At 57.4% G+C, this 16,153-nt stretch carries 13 protein-coding genes and 1 tRNA gene; 6 read left to right on the top strand and 8 right to left on the bottom strand.

Going from position 1 to position 16,153, the window contains the following annotated elements; genetic code table 11:
- Positions 1 to 135: 135 nt before the first annotated feature.
- The 6 genes from M7Q83_RS12755 to fabD form a co-directional block, all read right to left on the bottom strand.
- On the bottom strand, positions 136 to 1,764 hold the full coding sequence (locus tag M7Q83_RS12755; RefSeq protein ID WP_298339518.1) for an AarF/UbiB family protein: 1,629 nt from the start codon (positions 1,762 to 1,764) through the stop codon (positions 136 to 138).
- Between the two features lie 58 nt (positions 1,765 to 1,822).
- Entirely contained in the window at positions 1,823 to 3,025 is a 1,203-nt protein-coding gene (locus M7Q83_RS12750) for a beta-ketoacyl-ACP synthase II (RefSeq protein WP_298339514.1), read from the bottom strand.
- The gene (gene acpP / locus M7Q83_RS12745; protein ID WP_298339511.1) at positions 3,022 to 3,264 is read right to left on the bottom strand and encodes an acyl carrier protein; all 243 of its coding nucleotides are present in this window, start codon (positions 3,262 to 3,264) and stop codon (positions 3,022 to 3,024) included. Before acpP ends, M7Q83_RS12750 begins: the two co-directional genes overlap by 4 nt.
- A gap of 75 nt (positions 3,265 to 3,339) precedes the next feature.
- A complete protein-coding gene (gene fabG, locus M7Q83_RS12740) occupies positions 3,340 to 4,050 on the bottom strand; it encodes a 3-oxoacyl-ACP reductase FabG (RefSeq protein ID WP_298339509.1) in 711 nt (236 codons plus the stop codon).
- Positions 4,047 to 4,970 (bottom strand): beta-ketoacyl-ACP synthase III, encoded by a 924-nt coding sequence (locus M7Q83_RS12735; RefSeq protein ID WP_298339504.1) that lies wholly within the window; start codon positions 4,968 to 4,970, stop codon positions 4,047 to 4,049. The genes fabG and M7Q83_RS12735 overlap by 4 nt, the downstream gene beginning before the upstream one ends.
- Before the next feature lie 48 nt (positions 4,971 to 5,018).
- On the bottom strand, positions 5,019 to 6,224 hold the full coding sequence (fabD, locus tag M7Q83_RS12730) for an ACP S-malonyltransferase (RefSeq protein ID WP_298339501.1): 1,206 nt from the start codon (positions 6,222 to 6,224) through the stop codon (positions 5,019 to 5,021).
- A 124-nt stretch (positions 6,225 to 6,348) separates the two neighbouring features.
- On the opposite strand from fabD, the gene M7Q83_RS12725 reads away from it, so the two are divergent.
- Positions 6,349 to 6,431 (top strand) — tRNA-Leu (locus M7Q83_RS12725).
- Between the two features lie 266 nt (positions 6,432 to 6,697).
- On the opposite strand, the gene M7Q83_RS12720 is transcribed toward M7Q83_RS12725, so the two are convergent.
- A complete protein-coding gene (locus M7Q83_RS12720) occupies positions 6,698 to 7,357 on the bottom strand; it encodes an MBL fold metallo-hydrolase (protein ID WP_298339498.1) in 660 nt (219 codons plus the stop codon).
- Between the two features lie 117 nt (positions 7,358 to 7,474).
- Here M7Q83_RS12720 and M7Q83_RS12715 point away from each other — a divergent pair, with 117 nt between their 5' ends.
- From M7Q83_RS12715 to M7Q83_RS12695, 5 genes are all read left to right on the top strand, one after another.
- On the top strand, positions 7,475 to 8,077 hold the full coding sequence (locus M7Q83_RS12715) for a response regulator (protein ID WP_298339495.1): 603 nt from the start codon (positions 7,475 to 7,477) through the stop codon (positions 8,075 to 8,077).
- Positions 8,052 to 10,715 carry a DNA polymerase I gene (gene polA / locus M7Q83_RS12710; RefSeq protein WP_298339492.1) on the top strand — a complete coding sequence of 888 codons (2,664 nt, stop codon included), beginning with the start codon at positions 8,052 to 8,054 and terminating at the stop codon, positions 10,713 to 10,715. The genes M7Q83_RS12715 and polA overlap by 26 nt, the downstream gene beginning before the upstream one ends.
- Before the next feature lie 146 nt (positions 10,716 to 10,861).
- Complete coding sequence (gene rpsA, locus M7Q83_RS12705; protein ID WP_298339489.1) at positions 10,862 to 12,109, top strand: 30S ribosomal protein S1; 1,248 nt, start codon at positions 10,862 to 10,864, stop codon at positions 12,107 to 12,109.
- Complete coding sequence (gene coaE / locus M7Q83_RS12700; protein WP_298339487.1) at positions 12,075 to 12,746, top strand: dephospho-CoA kinase; 672 nt, start codon at positions 12,075 to 12,077, stop codon at positions 12,744 to 12,746. Before rpsA ends, coaE begins: the two co-directional genes overlap by 35 nt.
- A gap of 38 nt (positions 12,747 to 12,784) precedes the next feature.
- Positions 12,785 to 13,609, top strand: coding sequence for an HDOD domain-containing protein (locus M7Q83_RS12695; protein ID WP_298339485.1), 825 nt, complete (start codon positions 12,785 to 12,787; stop codon positions 13,607 to 13,609).
- Between the two features lie 44 nt (positions 13,610 to 13,653).
- Here the strand turns inward: M7Q83_RS12695 and M7Q83_RS12690 are convergent, their stop codons facing one another.
- Positions 13,654 to 15,621: a M13-type metalloendopeptidase gene (locus M7Q83_RS12690; RefSeq protein WP_298339483.1), complete on the bottom strand. Its 1,968-nt coding sequence runs from the start codon at positions 15,619 to 15,621 to the stop codon at positions 13,654 to 13,656.
- Between the last annotated feature and the right edge of the window lie 532 nt (positions 15,622 to 16,153).

Here is a 16,153-nt window from a genome sequence, read left to right as displayed (position 1 = left end):
ATTTGCCCAGCGCCTAGCGCTCATTTGCCCAGCGCCTAGCGCTCATTTGCCCAGCGCCTAGCGCTCATTTGCCCAGCGCCTAGCGCTCATTTGCCCAGCGACGCACTGATTCGCCCAGCGCGCGCCACGCCTAGCTCATTTGCCGTGGCGCTGCGCTTGTTCCATACGTTTGCGGATGAGTTCTCGTCGCTCCTTGAGTTCTCGGTAACTCAGATGCTCTATCTCGCCGTCAACCCCAAGGCTTGCTTTGAGCCCGCCGAGATCGATAGCGTTTGGTGAGACTTCCATACCGATGTCGGCAGAGATTTGTGTGCCATAGCGGGTCATGAAGTAGGACGCCAGATAGGTGATCTCCGCAAAGAGGTCGATTTCTGGTGCCAAGGTTGCGAGGGATGCATCGACAAAGATCATGTTCTTGACAAAGAGCATCAGTTCCTTTGGCAAACGGGCTCCGTAGCCGAGGAGGGCTTTGGTCAGTTCCTGAATCTCGGCGAGAATCTCCTCTGGCCGCATCTGTGTGGGGTCTTTGGTGGGCTCTTCAAGTCCAAGGTCGTCTATGACACCGCGGATGTCGGTGTCGACCGGGAGTGCCCCAAGATCAATAAGGGCCTGTATCTGGGTCGGTAGGTCATTCATCGACCCCCCCATGAGAAGTCGGAGAAAGCCAAGCCGCTTTGCCTCCGAGAGTCTGCCGGTGATGCCATAGTCGAGTAGGATCACCTTGCCATCGTCGCCGACGAGCAGGTTGCCTCCGTGGAGATCGCCGTGAAAGACTCCGTGAAGCATGGCACCCTCCAGGAAGGATACCAGGGCAGCCCGAACTACCGCAGTGGTATCGATGCCGGCTCTGTGCATCCCGACGGCATCATCCCATTTGAAGCCGGTGAGCCTCTCCATGACCAGGACTCGTCGGGTGACGAGATTGGGATGGGGTCGAGGTACGATGATGCTTCGTTGGTCAGTGGCGGCGAGCACACCGGCGATGTCGAGCATATTTGCCGCTTCAAGGCGGAAATCGAGTTCCTCAACGATCGTCTCCGCGAACAGTTCGACCAGCGCCGGTGGGTTCGCGAGCGCTGCAACGGGGATTCTTCCGATCAGGTGTGGAGTAATCCAACTCATCGCGGCGAGATCACGGCGGACGAGATCGCTTACCTGTGAGCGCTGTACCTTCACCGCTACCGGTTCACCGGTCAACAGTGTTGCGAAGTAGACCTGAGCGATCGAGGCCGCGGCTACAGGTCGTTTGTCAAAGTCTGCGAAGAAATTCTCGAGAGGGCCACCGAGGTCTGCCTCAATCGTTCGCTGCACGATAGCAAAGTCCTCGGCGGGCACGTGGTCACGCAGGAGCCGGAACTCGTCGACGAGCTCGACTGGGAATATACCCTCTCCCGACGAGATGATCTGGCCCAACTTGATATAGGTAGGGCCGAGATGCTCGAAGGAACGTCTGAGTCTCCGAGACAACCCCTGGCGGGAGGCAACCTTACCGCGACGACGATCGAAGATGCGCCAACCGAGCAGAGCGACGCCCAAAGAAAAGCCAGTCCCAAGCACCCTCCTTGCGGGAGGGATACGACGGTGGCGTAGCAGGACTGGCACCTGCGCTCTGGTGCGAGCCCGTAGCTCCACCGTGGAATTTAACCACTCCAAGCGGTCGGGGTCGACCACCCATGGCTGAGCCTCCGAAAAGGAGCCGACAGCGGCGTCATCATAGTCATGATTCGCTGTCGGCTCGGGAGCAATGGGTTTGTCAATTGGCATGGGTCTATCCTACCCGCCATGGGATGCCTACTCCGAAAGGGCTCGCAACTTCCGATGCCTAGGCTGGAGGTGGCCCGAACACGATGCAGGCATTGTGACCGCCGAACCCGAAGGAGTTTGAGAGGATGTGGCCCTTTGGCAAGGGACGCGGGTCCTTTAGCACCACATCGAGATCGATCTCTGGGTCCAGATCAACGGTGTTCGCCGTTGGTGGGATGAGTCGATGGGCGAAGGTGAGTGCGACAGCGATCGCCTCAAGGCCGCCGGCTGCTCCAAGGGCATGCCCGAGCGCACCCTTTACTGAGGTCACCGGAGGGTTGAGTGCTCCAAAGAGCGATCGAACTGCGGTCGCCTCGGCGAGGTCATTCATCGGAGTTGAGGTGCCGTGGGCATTGATGTGAGCGATGTCATTGACGGTAATGCCTGCATCCTCGATCGCTAGCAGCATGGCCTTGTAGGCTCCGGCGCCGCCAGGAGCGGGTTGCGTGATGTGGTACGCGTCGGCCGTGGAGGCGATGCCGTCGATGGTCGCATAGATCCTTGCACCACGTGCGATAGCTTTGTCGTACTCCTCCAACACCAGCACACCAGCTCCCTCACCCATGACAAAGCCGTCGCGATCTCGGTCGAAGGGCCGAGATATGTCGACTTTGGAGGTCGCAGTCATATTGACAAAGCCAGCCGCGGCGGTCTTTGTGATCGCGGCCTCAGCTCCTCCGGTTACCGCCATGTCCACACGGCCGGTGGCAACCAGGTGAGCGGCGTTAGCGATCGCATGGTTGGAGGCCGCACATGCGGTGACCGAGGTTTCGCATGGTCCCTGAAAGCCAAAGCGCATCGATATCGAGGCTGCATTTGAGTTGGCCATCATCAACGGCACCAGGAACGGAGACACTCGTGAGTATCCCCGATCATGCCCGACGATGACCTGATTCTCAAGACTTTCGAGGCCGCCAACACCGGTACCCATCCAAACAGCGACTCGATCGACTGGATAGGTCGGGTTGCCAGCGTCAGCGAGCGCCATGTCCGCCGCGGCAACGCCCATCTGGTTGTAACGGTCGTGGCGTCGAATCTCCTTAGCGCTCAGCCACTTGGTGGGATCAAAACCTTCGGCTCGCCGTATTCCGGGAGGCGGCGGCGTAAGCAGCCCCTGCCAATAGCTGGCGAGATCGAGCCCCAGACCAGAAACAACCCCGAGGCCGGTCACCGCTACACGGTGGGTGGCAAAGATAGGATTATCTCCGTAACTGATCCTCATCCGAGCTTCCCATAGACGAGATCGAACGCCTTACCCACCGTATCTACGCCTTCGAGTTCAGATTCCGGTACCGTCACGGAGAACTCGTCCTCGAGTGCCATAATGAGTTCAACGAGGTCCAGGGAGTCGGCATCAAGATCATCGGCGAAGCTCGCCGACTCCACGACCTGGTCTTTGTTGACGCCGAGAACCTTGACGGTGCACTCTGTGAACTTCCCAAATGCCTCTTGTCGATCCATGTTGCTATTTTCCTTTCTTATGAGGTAGTCCCTGTCGCAATGTAGTGCTAACAAGGAATGATGTTGGGAATGGTCTTAGACACCCATTCCCAACCCACCATCAACGGTGATTAACGCACCGTTGATGTAACTAGCCCCTTCAGAGGCTAGAAACTGTACAACCGCTCCGACTTCGTCGGGCTGACCCACTCTTCCAAGGGGTATTTGCGCCTCGATCTGCTGGCGTCGATTGTCGCCAGCGTCATGGAGTAATTTGGTAGCGATAGCGCCTGGAAGAATAACGTTCGCGGTGATATTGCGGGAACCGAGTTCCCGGACGAGGGAACGTGCGAAGCCGATGAGGCCAGCCTTTGACGCGGCGTAGTTGGTCTGCCCGGGTCCTCCCGTGAGCGCAACGATGGAGGAGATGAAGATCAGTCGCCCTCGACGAGCTCTCATCATCGAGGGGAGCACGGCTTTGGTTAGCCGAAAGGCTGAGGTGAGGTTTGTGGTAAGCATCTCTTCAAATTTCTCATCATCCATGCGTACGAGAAGCGTGTCATGAGTCGAGCCCGCATTCGCAACAAGTACCTCAATCGGTCCAGCCTGCGTCTCTGCCTCCTTGAGCGCAGTCTGGATGGAGGTGGCATCGGTTATGTCAAGGGAGACGCTAGAGCAGGCAGCGAGTTCGGGAGGTAAAGGGGTTCCATGATAGGTAGCAGTTACCTGGTGTCCATCGGCAAGCAGACGTTGAGCACTGGCGAGACCAATGCCGGTGGCGGCGCCCGTAATGAGGACGTGGCTCATGGAAGATCCCATCGTACGAGGGCGCTTGCCCAGGTCATCCCAGCGCCAAAACCGGTGAATAGGACGAGGTCGCCCTTGGAGATGCGCCCGGCACTCGCTGCATCTGCCAAAGCCAAGGGGATGGATCCTGATGAGGTGTTGCCGGTCTTGTCAAGGACGAGAGCTGTCCGCTCGAGAGGGATCCCAAGACGGTTATTTGCGGCCTGAATGATGCGGAGATTGGCTTGATGGGGGACGAGAAGACTCACCTCATCACCGGTAACGCCGGCCTGCTTGAGAGCTCGTTGTGCCGAATCGAGCATCGCGCGTACAGCTCGTTTGAAGACCTCCTGGCCTTCCATATACATGTAACCACCGTGGTCGCAGTAGAGGATTGGCCGGGCGGAGCCGTCGACGCCGAGGTCCCAGCCGAGAAAGGTCTCCTCTTCACTGGCCTCGAGCACGACTGCCCCGGCACCATCTGCGAAGAGTACCGCAGTTGATCGGTCATTTTGATCGGTAATCTTTGACAGGGTGTCGGAGCCAATGACCAGGATGCGGTGATAGCCCATCTCGATGAGACCGCGGGCGGTGACCAGAGCATAGACATAGCCAGCACAGGCTGCGTTGATGTCCATACCGCCGCCGGTGGTTCCGAGTTGAAAGGTGACCTCGGCGGAGGTGGCTGGGACGGTTTGGTCGGGGGTGGTGGTGGAGAGAATGACGAAGTCGATATCTGCCGGGGTGATACCGGCCGAGGAGATGGCGTTTCGCCCGGCCTCGATCGCCAACGAGGTGGTGGTGCCACCAAAACGACGTTCGTGTATCCCAGTACGCGATGCGATCCACTCGTCAGAGGTGTCGAGGTACCTTTCAAAATCAGCGTTCGTGACTATTCGTTCCGGCAGGGCTGCCCCAAAACCAGTTATGCGAGCTCCCATGGTGACCTTTCTTTATGCGATAGTTGTCGGATGATCATTGAGGATCGCCTATTTGTCAGCTAGCGATTGATCAGAGACCGTGAGCCAGGCGATCGGCTGTCCTGTGGTAACACGCTCTCCTGACAATGCAATCATTCCCTGAAGGGTTCCCGCAAAAGGCGAGCGCAGCTCGGCGTCGCCTATCGTGCCAAGGAGCTGCCCCACGAAAATGGAGTCTCCGACGACACAATTGGCGCTCTCCGGTTCAAAGATGCCAGTCGATGGTGCGACAACGAGGCGTTCTGTACCATACAGCCGCTCGCCCTGGTGCGAGGTGGCCCAGTCATCCATAGGCCCCTGGGAGGCGACCAATGCGAGCAACTTTTCTAGATCTGCCGGTGTTGCGATCGATAGTACAGAGAGTTCGGGTGCAGTGCGTTTCATCAGATTCGTCAATACCCCTCCCGGCCCAACCTCGAGCACCAGCCGTGGTTTGAGTTCTCGCAGGTATTGGATCGTCTCCTCCCAACGGACGGAGTGAGTCAGCTGATCTGCGAGCAGAGCTGGCCAAACTGCAGCCTCCACGTGCTCTCGGGCATCGACGTTTGCAATGACGGGAACTTCAAGATCGTAGAACTTGGTAGCTTCGATGGCTTTGAACAGGCGTTCGCGTGCCGCCTCCATGTAGGGAGAATGAAAGGCGCCACCCACTTTGAGGCGCGTCACTCGCTTGACTCCAAACTCCTTTGCGCGAGCTTCGACTTGGGCAACGGTATCGTGGGTGCCTGAGAGGACGATCTGTGAAGCGGAGTTGTGGTTGGCTATCCAAAGGTCACCGGGAATGCTCTCGCAAATCGCCCTGGCAACGTCGAGATCTGCGCCCAGCAAGGCGATCATGGCCCCAGGTTGCGCCTCCGCAGCGATCGCCATAGCTTCGCCTCGTTCCTGCACAAGGCGAAGCCCTGCGTCGAAAGCGAGGCCGCCAGCTGCTACCAGTGCTGCATACTCCCCAAGGGAGTGTCCTGCGCAGACTTGGGGGGCGACGCCGAGACGTTCTACTGCGTCGAGAGCCACCATGGAGAGCAAGAAGGTGGAGATCTGGGTATTGCGTGTGATCTGGAGCATCTCCGAATCTGCGTCGGTTAAGAGGTGGGTCAGATCGCGGTCGAGTACATTGCTTGCCTCTTCGACCAATTCGAAGGAGGGATGGTCGGCCCAGGGTACACCCATCCCGGGTTGCTGCGATCCCTGTCCAGGAAAGACAAAGGCAATCATTGCTGCATCTCACCTCCGTAGTCAACCCGTCGAGCCATTCCGGCGTTTTCCTGTTAAGTACTTTGATGTCGCAGGGGCCTGATTGGTTACACCTGCGTCGCACATTATGCTGATTCCTCTAGTAGCCCGGGTGGTGGAATGGTAGACACGGAGGCCTCAAAAGCCTTTGCTCGCAAGGGCGTGCGGGTTCGAATCCCGCCCCGGGTACGATCGGTCGAGCGATCGGCATCGTGGGTTACCCGGACAAAGTCCGGACGGAGGCGTTCGTGTTGCCTGATTGGTGCCACTACCCAGCGTTCGAAGTTACTAGCCCGAAGACACTAGCCAGCCCAGCGTACGACTGGTTTGTGGCCCTGTCTGGGGTAGTGGGCCAAGTGGGCAACCAACATCGTGAATCGCGAGAAGATACTTCCTACGAGCGCATGAAGATGGCATCGTCGCGTTGTGGCTACTCCGCGTGATTGATGACAGCCTTACGGGGCCAGATTGACCAGATAGGGATTTATCTGGCGTTCAAGACCAATGGTTGTGGTTTCTCCATGACCAGGGAAAACCGGTAATTCGTCGGGGAGAGGAAGGATCTTTGTCCTCATCGATTCCATGAGGAGTTCAGAGGAGCCTCCAGGCAGGTCCGTGCGACCGATGGAACCCTTGAAGAGATGATCCCCGGTGAAGAGCACCTTGCCTTCGGGCAGCGTTGCCATGATGCAGATCGACCCAGGCGTGTGTCCTGGAGTGTCGAGGGCGACAAAATCCATCCCGGCCCCCTTGACATGATCCCCTTCGCTGAAATCTTCAATCAGCTCAGGTTCACGCAGATCGAGTCCTGTTGCTCGCAGCGCTTCGCGGAGCATGCCGCTTGCCTGGAGAGGGTCGCGTAAATAGTGTGCATCCCCAGGATGCCGATAGACACGCGAATCCGGAAAGCGGGTGGAGACACTGCGGATACCTCCGGTATGGTCGACATGACCGTGCGTAGCGATGATCGCCTTTGGGATGAGCTGGTGTTGCGTGATAAGGTCCACGATTGCGTCGGGGTTAGGTGGACAGTCGATGATCACACACTCCTTGTTATCGGCTGAGACGATCCACGTGTTGGTGGCCGCGACCCATAGTGATCGGCCGATGATCATCGATGCTCCCTTCGTGACGGTGCAAATGGCACCCGTTTCGGTGGTTAGCGCCTAGCTTACTAGGGAACACAAATGTAGAGTAGTTGCGAATTGGTTCGGGAGGCAGTGAGGGACGACATGACACAGCGAATCATCATTGCAGAGGATGAGGCCATCATTCGACGTGACCTCAAAGAGATGCTTATTGCCGAGGGTTACGATGTCGTAGCCGATGTTGGACGCGGTGATGAAGCCCTCGAAGCGATCCGCACAATGCGCCCGGCAGCCGCGGTTTTGGACGTCAAAATGCCTGGAATGGATGGGCTAACTGTAGCTGAAGCCATCAATGCTGAGCACCTTTGTGCCGTGATCATCCTCACTGCCTTCTCGCAGCGATCTCTGGTGGAGCAAGCTCGGGAGGCTGGTGTGATGGCCTACCTCGTCAAGCCATTCCAAGCCAATGATCTCGTGCCCGCTATCGAGCTTGCTCTCGCCCGCTTCGACGAGAAGATGCTGGTGGAGGGGGAGCTTGAGCGCATTCATGATGAGCGTCGCAGGCTTGAAGAGAAGTTGGAGACGCGGGTGATCTTGGATCGTGCCAAGGCCCGACTGATGGATGAGTATCAGCTTTCCGAGTCCGAGGCATTCCGGTTCTTGCAGAAGACGGCGATGGATACCCGTGGCAGGGTCAAGGACGTGGCGGAGAGGGTGATCGATGGAGACCTTAAACCTGGACAGTGATAGCAGTGCCCCTCGAAGGCTTCTTGCTATCGATGGCTACTCCTTGATGTTTCGAGCGTTCTTTGCGATTCCTCCGATGCAGGGGCCCAGCGGCCCCACCAACGCACTCTTTGGTTTTTTTCGCATGGTTATCTCGGCTGTCAGTCAATTTCAACCGACACACATAGCGGTGGCACTCGATCATCCCTCGCCAACCTTCCGCGATGAGCTGTTTGCAGATTATAAAGGGGGGAGAGCAGCTACTCCAGATGAACTCCGATTCCAGTTGGACGCGGTTCGGGGTCTACTACGGGCACTGGAGATTCGGACGATCGAGATGCCGGGGTATGAGGCCGATGATGTGATTGCAACGTTGACCCGCGTTGCAGAAGAGCAACAGCTCCGAGTGGATATCGTTACCGGGGATCGGGATATTCTCCAGTTGGTTGCAGATCCCCTCGTGCGTGTTCATCTGACGAAGCAAGGGGTTTCGAACCTGGGAACAATGGATGAGGCCGCCATGAGAGAGAAGTACGGGGTCACTGCGCAGCAGTACTGCGACTTCGCCGTATTGCGAGGCGACAAATCCGATAATCTTCCAGGGGTTCGTGGTATCGGCCCCAAAACGGCCGCCCTTCTTCTGCATCAATATGACAATCTTGATGGCATCCTCGCCAATGTAGCGGAATTGCCGGCCCGCCAACGGCTGGCTTTGGAGGAGGCGGCGCCAGACCTACCCTTGTTTCGGCAACTGGCGGCACTTGACCGAAGAGTGCCGATTGATGTTTCGCTCGATGAGTTACGCATGCCTACGCAGATCGATCATGCCGACGCGGAGCGACTCTTTGTTGGCTCATTTGGGTTGCGTACTGCGTATGAGAAGCTGAGCGAACTCGTCGGACATCGAGCGAGCGAGGACGACCATCCAGATCTTGTGACCACAACGGAGGCTGCTGCTTCGCTGGGGGCACTCCTGGCCAAGGAGCCAGAACTCCTCGCCGTAACGGCACGTTTCGATGGTGAAACCGGGAGATCGTCACCGACGATTCTCGGCGTTGGTGCCAGCGTCGAGGATGGGACGACCGATGTCTGGCTAACGTCGACGCCGTGTGGGCCGGGGGACTCACTCGACGCAGCTGGGCTCGCCGGCATCTCATTATCCGGCATCGGTCTCAAGGAGTTACTGCGGTCGTTGATGCTCACCTGCTCGATGGATCTCAATGCTGGTGAACTGCTTGATCTAGGAGTGCTCGCCTACGTTCTCGATGCCTCAGAACGACGTACTGATCTAGCAGCAGTGGCCGAGCTACTCCAGGTGAGCTGGACGGAAGAAGGACCACAGGGTCTCTTCGACGGCAATCTGCTAGAGGGTAGGCTACGGCAAGAACTCGCGGTCATCCCGCAACTACTCTCCTTGATGCTCGCCCGTATCGAGGCTGAGGGCGTCGTTCGTTTGGCGAAAGAGATCGAGCTGCCACTAGTCAAGGTCTTGGCTCGAATGGAGATCGCGGGCGTTGCAGTTGATCTAGAAGTGCTCGATGAGATCGGCGCAGCTCTTGCCTCTGAGGCGGAGTCGACCCTTGTCGCTATCCATGCACTCACCGGTCCGTCATTTAATCCCAATTCTCCGAAACAGCTTGGGACGATGCTCTTCGATCAGTTGGGTTTGCCGACGGGCAAAAAGACAAAGACGGGCTACTCAACCGATGCGCGGGTCTTGGAGGGCCTCCGCGATCAACACCCGCTCGTCGGCCTGGTGTTGCGATTCCGTGAGCTCGATAAGCTTCATTCCACGTTTTATGAGGGACTCAAAGCTGAGGTCGGCAAGGACGGCAGGATTCACGCGACCTTCAACCAAACGGTGGCGAGGACCGGCCGCATCTCTTCGGAGCATCCGAACCTTCAGAATATCCCGGTTCGTTCCGAGGAGGGGCGTCAGTTTCGGAGGGTCTTTGTTGCTCCTACCGGTTCGCTTCTGGTGGCCGCTGATTACTCGCAGATTGAGCTGCGAATTCTCGCGCATCTCAGCGGTGATCTGCGTCTCATCGAGGTGTTGCGTGGCAGCGGCGATGTACATGCGATGGTTGCCGCCTCGATCTATGGAGTCCAGCCAGATCAGGTCAGTTATGAACAGCGTGCGGTCGCCAAAATGGTGGCCTATGGTCTCTCCTATGGAATGGAGACCTATGGGTTGGCCACGCGACTTGGAATCGCGAATGAGGAGGCCGAGGCGATTCTTTCGTCGTTCTTTCGTGCTTTTCCTGGGTTGAAGGAGTACCGGGAGCGTGTCATCCACGAGGCTCGAGAACGAGGGTACACGACGACGTTACTCGGCCGCCGCAGGTACTTGCCAGAGTTGCGCTCGGGTAATCGGGCACTTCGTCAAGGTGCAGAGCGTCAGGCGATGAATGCACCGACCCAGGGTCTTGCGGCGGATATTTTCAAGATGGCATTGGTTGCACTCGACCAGCGACTTACGGGGACCGAGGCTCGGCTGGTGCTCCAAATCCATGATGAAGTTGTCGTTGAGGCACCAAGAGCCGACGCCGAAGGTATCGCTGACGTGGTTGAGTCGACACTGACCGGTGTGATGGACCTAGCGGTGCCGTTGGTCGTAAACGTCGGTATCGGTGCGAATTGGGCTGAGGCCAGGCGTTAGACTTGCTCGGTTAACTCTTGGAGAACAGCGGGAGGAATTTATTCCGTCGAGGCCGGGACGAACAGAATTGGGCTATCATTATCTGAGAGTCGTAAAGGCTCTAATTGTATTGGTTCAATTTTTGAAATATTCGGGTAAGGAAGTTCATGAGCGAAGCGGACGTGGCAGCAGAAGGCGTAGCCGATGCGGCCGCAGATACCATTGTGGTAGACGATCTCGGCGAGATGGGTCTTGAGGATGCCATCGCAAAGAGTGTTGTCGACTTCGACGAGGGGGATGTGGTCATCGGCACCGTCGTCAAGGTCGACAAGGACGAGGTCCTTTTGGACATCGGGTACAAGTCGGAGGGGGTTATTCCGCTTCGTGAGCTGTCGATCCGTAAGGATGTCGCCCCAAGCGAGGTCGTGAGCCCCGGCGATAAGATCGAGGCGTTGGTCCTACAAAAAGAGGACAAAGAGGGACGACTCGTTCTCTCCAAGAAGCGTGCGCAGTTCGAGAAGGCGTGGAAGGAGATCGAAGCGATCAAGGCTCGCGATGGGGTCGTCCGTGGTGAGATCATCGAACTCGTCAAGGGTGGGCTGATCGTGGACATCGGTCTTCGTGGCTTTCTCCCTGCCTCACTGGTAGATCTGCGACGCGTTCGCGATCTCACTCCCATGATTGGGCAGGACATCGAGGCAAAGATTATCGAACTCGACCGAAATCGGAACAACGTCGTGCTTTCGCGCCGTGCATTCTTAGAGGAGAATCAACGCGAGCAGCGAGAGGAATTCCTTACCAGCATTCGGCCTGGAGAGGTGAAGAAGGGCGTCGTCTCTTCCATTGTTCACTTTGGCGTATTTGTTGATCTCGGTGGGATGGACGGTTTGGTTCACGTCTCTGAACTCTCTTGGAACCATGTGGATCATCCCTCATCAGTAGTATCCGTCGGCGACGAGGTCCAGGTCCTGGTCCTTGAGGTCGATCAAGATACTGAGCGGATCTCACTCTCGTTGAAGGCAACCCAACGCGATCCCTGGCAGGAGTTTGCGGCCGCTCACAAAGTCGGCGAACTCGTCTACGGTCGCGTGACGAAGCTGGTTCCGTTTGGATGCTTCGTGCAAGTCGCGACCGGTATTGAGGGATTGGTGCATATCTCAGAGATGGCACTCCACCATGTGGATCTACCTGAACAGGTAGTCACCGTTGGTGAAGAGTTGTGGGTGAAGATCATCGACTTGGATCCACAGCGTCGTCGCATCAGTCTCTCGATTCGCCAAGCCCTTGAGGGGGGTGAGCTCGCTCCGGAGTATCGTGATGCGTTTGCAGAATATGGATACGACGAAGAGGGTAACTTTATTGGCCCAGCCGAAGGCGGCGATGAGGCCGTCGAGACCAACGAAGACACCGAGTAATCGACCGGCTCGCAACGTGGCGGGTCAGACCCATCGAACCCGAGTCATCGCGGTCACCGGAACGATCGGTTCCGGCAAGACTGCGGTGCTCGGGTTCTTTGCGCGTGCCGGTATTCCTACCATCAGTGCTGATGTAGTCGCGCGCGAGGTGGTAGCCCCTGGCACTCCGGGGTTACGTTCGCTGGTCGAGGCTTTTGGCGCTGATATCCTGACGGAAGACGGTGCGCTCGATCGGCAGAGATTTGCGGAGCGCGTATTCGGTGATGAACTGGAACGGAGGCGGTTAAATGGGCTTACGCACCCGCTCATCCGTACCCGGATAGGGGAACTGGTCAAGCGCTACCGTGAGCAAGGAGCCGATGTGGTTGTCCTGGAGATTCCCTTGCTTGAAGCGCAAACGATCAAAGAGTACGAAATCGATGATGTGCTGGTGGTCGTCATACCTCAGGAGCTCGCATTGGAGCGACTCGTGAACCATCGAGGGATGGAGCCACACGATGCCGCGGCTCGTCTCGGGGTTCAGGCAAGTAATGAGGAGCGTGAGAAGATCGCGCGTTGGAGAGTGGTCAACGATGGCTCTTTCGATGCACTCGCCTCCCAGGTTGCCAAGATTATCGAAGAAGTCAAGAACCCCTAGCGGCGCGCCGATACTGGTACTCATCCAGGAGGTGCAGGTTGGATCTTATTTCTGTGGAGGATATCAATCAAAGGATTGAGGTTCTTGAAGCGTCCCATGCGGTAGCGACGCGACTCCTGGCACTCGTTGAGCGTGATGATGTTGGAGCGCGAGAGGTTGCTACGGTGCTCAGTGCCGATCCCGTACTCGTCCAGCGCATCATGCGGATGGCGAATTCCGCCTACTACGGGACGGGCGGTCGGGTCAGGGAACTCCATGCAGCCATCGCTATCTTGGGTTTTGACGCCGTGAAGTCGCTGGCGCTTACCTCGTTTGTAGAGGGCACCGGGACGATTACACCGCAGGACTGGGAGCATTCGATCACCTCAGCCGTCGGGGCAGCGGAGGTCGCTCGTATGATCGGCGCTGATCAGCAGCAGGCATTCTCACTCGCGCTCTTGCATGACATCGGTGAGGCGGTCATCGCGAGTCTTGATTCGACCTTTCATGAGTTGCTAACGAACAGGAGAGCGGTACCGTTGACGGCCGATGGCGAGTTGACGATGCTGGCAGTTGAACGCAAGCGCTATGGCCTCCATCATGCAGCGATCGGCGCCGACATGCTTGAGAGTTGGAATTTTCATCCTGATCTGGTCCAAGCGGTTGCGCAACACCACACCCCAAAGGGTTCTCTCTCACGAACCCATGCTGCGTTGGTCGATGGTGACCGGATCGCACATCTCATCACCTGCGGGTTGAGCATAGACCAGATCCGTGAGACTCCTATGGTACTCTTACCTCACTACGTCGACGATGCGCGGTTAGCTGGTGTCATGGCCAATGTCCAGGCACGATCGGCCGCCATGATCGCGGACCTGTTCTAGCAGTTAGCGACCTTGAGCACGACGGTAGTCGTCTCGCGGTTGGGCTACCAGATGCGTACTCGCTCGGTCGGTGACAACCACATCGGATCGGATGGCTTCGTTGCAAAGGCCTCGTGGAACGCGTCGATATTGCGTACGACTTGATTGCAACGAAATTCGTTCGGTGAGTGCGGGTCAGTTGCCAAACGGCGTAGCATCTCCTCATCCCTGCGCTTATCACGCCAACCCAGTGCCCACGCATAGAAGAAGCGCTGTGCTCCAGTCAGCCCTTCGATAACTGCGGGTTCTTGGCCGGCCAAGGAGAGTTCATAGGCAACCCAGGCGATGCCGAGTCCTCCGAGATCTCCGATGTTCTCGCCAATGGTGAGCGATCCGTTGACAGCGTGCCCTGGTAACTGTTGTGGGGTTAGGGCGTCATACTGCGCAATAAGCGAGCGGGTTCGTTGTTCGAAGGCCTCGCGATCCTGTGTGGTCCACCAATCCTGAAGGCGGCCCTCCCCGTCGTAGCGAGAACCTTCATCGTCGAACCCGTGCCCGATTTCGTGCCCGATCACCGCCCCGATCGCTCCGTAATTGGCCGCGGCATCACGATCGGCGTCAAAGAAGGGGTACTGTAAGATCGCTGCGGGGAAGACGATCTCGTTGAAGCCGGGGTTATAGTAGGCATTCACGGTTTGTGGGGTCATAAACCACTCGTCTCGATCAACGGGTTGACCAATTTTGCGGAGCTCGCGATCGAAGTGCCATTGTGCGATGCTGCGGATATTATCCCAGAGATTGGTGGCTCCGACAGTGAGGGATGAGTAATCCTTCCACTTGGTGGGATAGCCAATCTTTGGCCGAAAGGCGTCGAGTTTATCGAGCGCGCGACGCTTGGTCTCTGGAGTCATCCAATCGAGATTGGTGATCCGATCTCGGTATGCGGCGAGAAGATTGGCGACGAGCTGATCCATCTGCTCTTTGGCCCGCAGGTCGAAGTGACGTTCGACATAGATCTTGCCGACCGCCTCTCCCATGCCGCCTTCCACAAAGGCCACCCCTCTTTTCCAACGATCACGCAGTTGGTCGGCACCGGTGAGCATTTTCCCATAGAACAGGAAGTTTTCCTGGACAAATGCCTCTGGGAGGTACGGTGCTGAGGCGTGGATCACTCGCCAGGCGAGCCAATCTTTCCATGCTTCGAGATGATCGTCCCGCAAGAGGCCCGCCAGTCCCTCGAGAAAGCTGGGCTGACGTAGGACGACCTCCTCGAGTGCCTGGTGCGGAGCGTCAAGGCCAACGGCCCAGGTGTCGAGGTTGAAGGTGGGGGAGATGGCGGTGGTCGTGGCCTTGAGGTCATCGAAGTGTACAAGGTTGTAGGTCTTGACGGAGTCACGGCAGGCGACGTTGTCCCAATGGTGTGCGGCGAGCGCATCCTCCAGGGCGATAATTCGCTCTGCCCGGGCAGTCGCATCAGCTCGGTTGGCGAGTTCGAACATGCGGGCGATGTGGGCTACGAGTTCCTCATGGATTGGTCGAAAGTGTGGTTCTCGATAGTAGCGCTCATCAGGAAGCGATAACCCGCCCTGTTCGATGAAGACGAGATAACGACTGGGATCACCAGGGTCGCTATCGACGAAGAGATGGAAGACACTCGCGAACCCTTGGCGCTGAGTCCGTCCGAGGAGCTCCAGAAAGCCCTCGAGGTCTTTGACGGCATCGATCTGCGCTAACAGGGGCTCGATCGGTTCTCTACCACGTTGTTCGATGGCCTCAACGTCCATAAAGCTGGTATAGAGATCGCCCAGTTTGCGCGTCTCTGTTCCAGCCGGGGCGTCGGACACCTCCTCAAGGATGGATCGGACGCTGAGTTCTGCCTGTTCTGCGAGCATGACGAAGGTGCCATAGGTCGCCTTGTCTGGGGGGATAGGCGTCGTCTCGAGCCAGTGCTCATTGACATGGTGAAAGAGGTCTTCTTGTGGTCGTATCGCCGAACTAAGATCCGCAAAGGGTATGCCTGCATTGTGATTCATATAGTTATCCTAGAGACGGACTTGTGGCGTTCGAGCTGGCTATGCGGTGGCAGTTAAGCGGGCTAGGCGGTCGTACTGATGCCGACGGCACAAACGCGGGTAGATGCAGATCCTTCGCTACAGGTTTGTTGTGACGGGTTTTCCAAGAGCTCTGGGGGTGAGATGTACCGACCGTAGTGGTCGCCTCGGCGCGTACGACGGAAGTAGCCGCTGGGTGTCATTGTGAGCGCAACAATTGAACTAACTCGCTGAAGCCACGATGGGTGAATGCCGAGCAATTGTTGTCATGACACGCCGCGACGTCCCCTCTGTGGCACGTCGATGGTTGATGGCGAGGCGATAGAGGTCCGGAGTCTGCGTCATGACCGATCAGAAGATCTACGAGACTCTCGGAACCGAAAGTCCTCCTCGGTGTGGAGCGAGCGGATGGAGGTTGATCTGTGCACCGTCGCAGTGTTTGAACTAGTAGTATAATTATGTGGCGATTTGTGGAATGTTTATGGCGAACCGTACCATACTGATAGTATGAAAC

Origin of the sequence: Ferrimicrobium sp., assembly GCF_027364955.1 — a bacterium.
Classification (GTDB): Bacteria; Actinomycetota; Acidimicrobiia; order Acidimicrobiales; family Acidimicrobiaceae; genus Ferrimicrobium.
Note: the sequence above shows the minus strand (reverse complement) of the source record. Positions and strands in the feature narration are given on the sequence as shown.

What these genes read in the sequence shown, in the direction of transcription:
- M7Q83_RS12755 (WP_298339518.1), bottom strand. Translation starts at nt 1,764, where the DNA reads ATGCCAATTGACAAACCCATTGCTCCCGAGCCGACAGCGAATCATGAC.
- M7Q83_RS12750 (WP_298339514.1), bottom strand. Translation starts at nt 3,025, where the DNA reads ATGAGGATCAGTTACGGAGATAATCCTATCTTTGCCACCCACCGTGTA.
- acpP (WP_298339511.1), bottom strand. Translation starts at nt 3,264, where the DNA reads ATGGATCGACAAGAGGCATTTGGGAAGTTCACAGAGTGCACCGTCAAG.
- fabG (WP_298339509.1), bottom strand. Translation starts at nt 4,050, where the DNA reads ATGAGCCACGTCCTCATTACGGGCGCCGCCACCGGCATTGGTCTCGCC.
- M7Q83_RS12735 (WP_298339504.1), bottom strand. Translation starts at nt 4,970, where the DNA reads ATGGGAGCTCGCATAACTGGTTTTGGGGCAGCCCTGCCGGAACGAATA.
- fabD (WP_298339501.1), bottom strand. Translation starts at nt 6,224, where the DNA reads ATGATTGCCTTTGTCTTTCCTGGACAGGGATCGCAGCAACCCGGGATG.
- M7Q83_RS12720 (WP_298339498.1), bottom strand. Translation starts at nt 7,357, where the DNA reads ATGATCATCGGCCGATCACTATGGGTCGCGGCCACCAACACGTGGATC.
- M7Q83_RS12715 (WP_298339495.1), top strand. Translation starts at nt 7,475, where the DNA reads ATGACACAGCGAATCATCATTGCAGAGGATGAGGCCATCATTCGACGT.
- polA (WP_298339492.1), top strand. Translation starts at nt 8,052, where the DNA reads ATGGAGACCTTAAACCTGGACAGTGATAGCAGTGCCCCTCGAAGGCTT.
- rpsA (WP_298339489.1), top strand. Translation starts at nt 10,862, where the DNA reads ATGAGCGAAGCGGACGTGGCAGCAGAAGGCGTAGCCGATGCGGCCGCA.
- coaE (WP_298339487.1), top strand. Translation starts at nt 12,075, where the DNA reads ATGAGGCCGTCGAGACCAACGAAGACACCGAGTAATCGACCGGCTCGC.
- M7Q83_RS12690 (WP_298339483.1), bottom strand. Translation starts at nt 15,621, where the DNA reads ATGAATCACAATGCAGGCATACCCTTTGCGGATCTTAGTTCGGCGATA.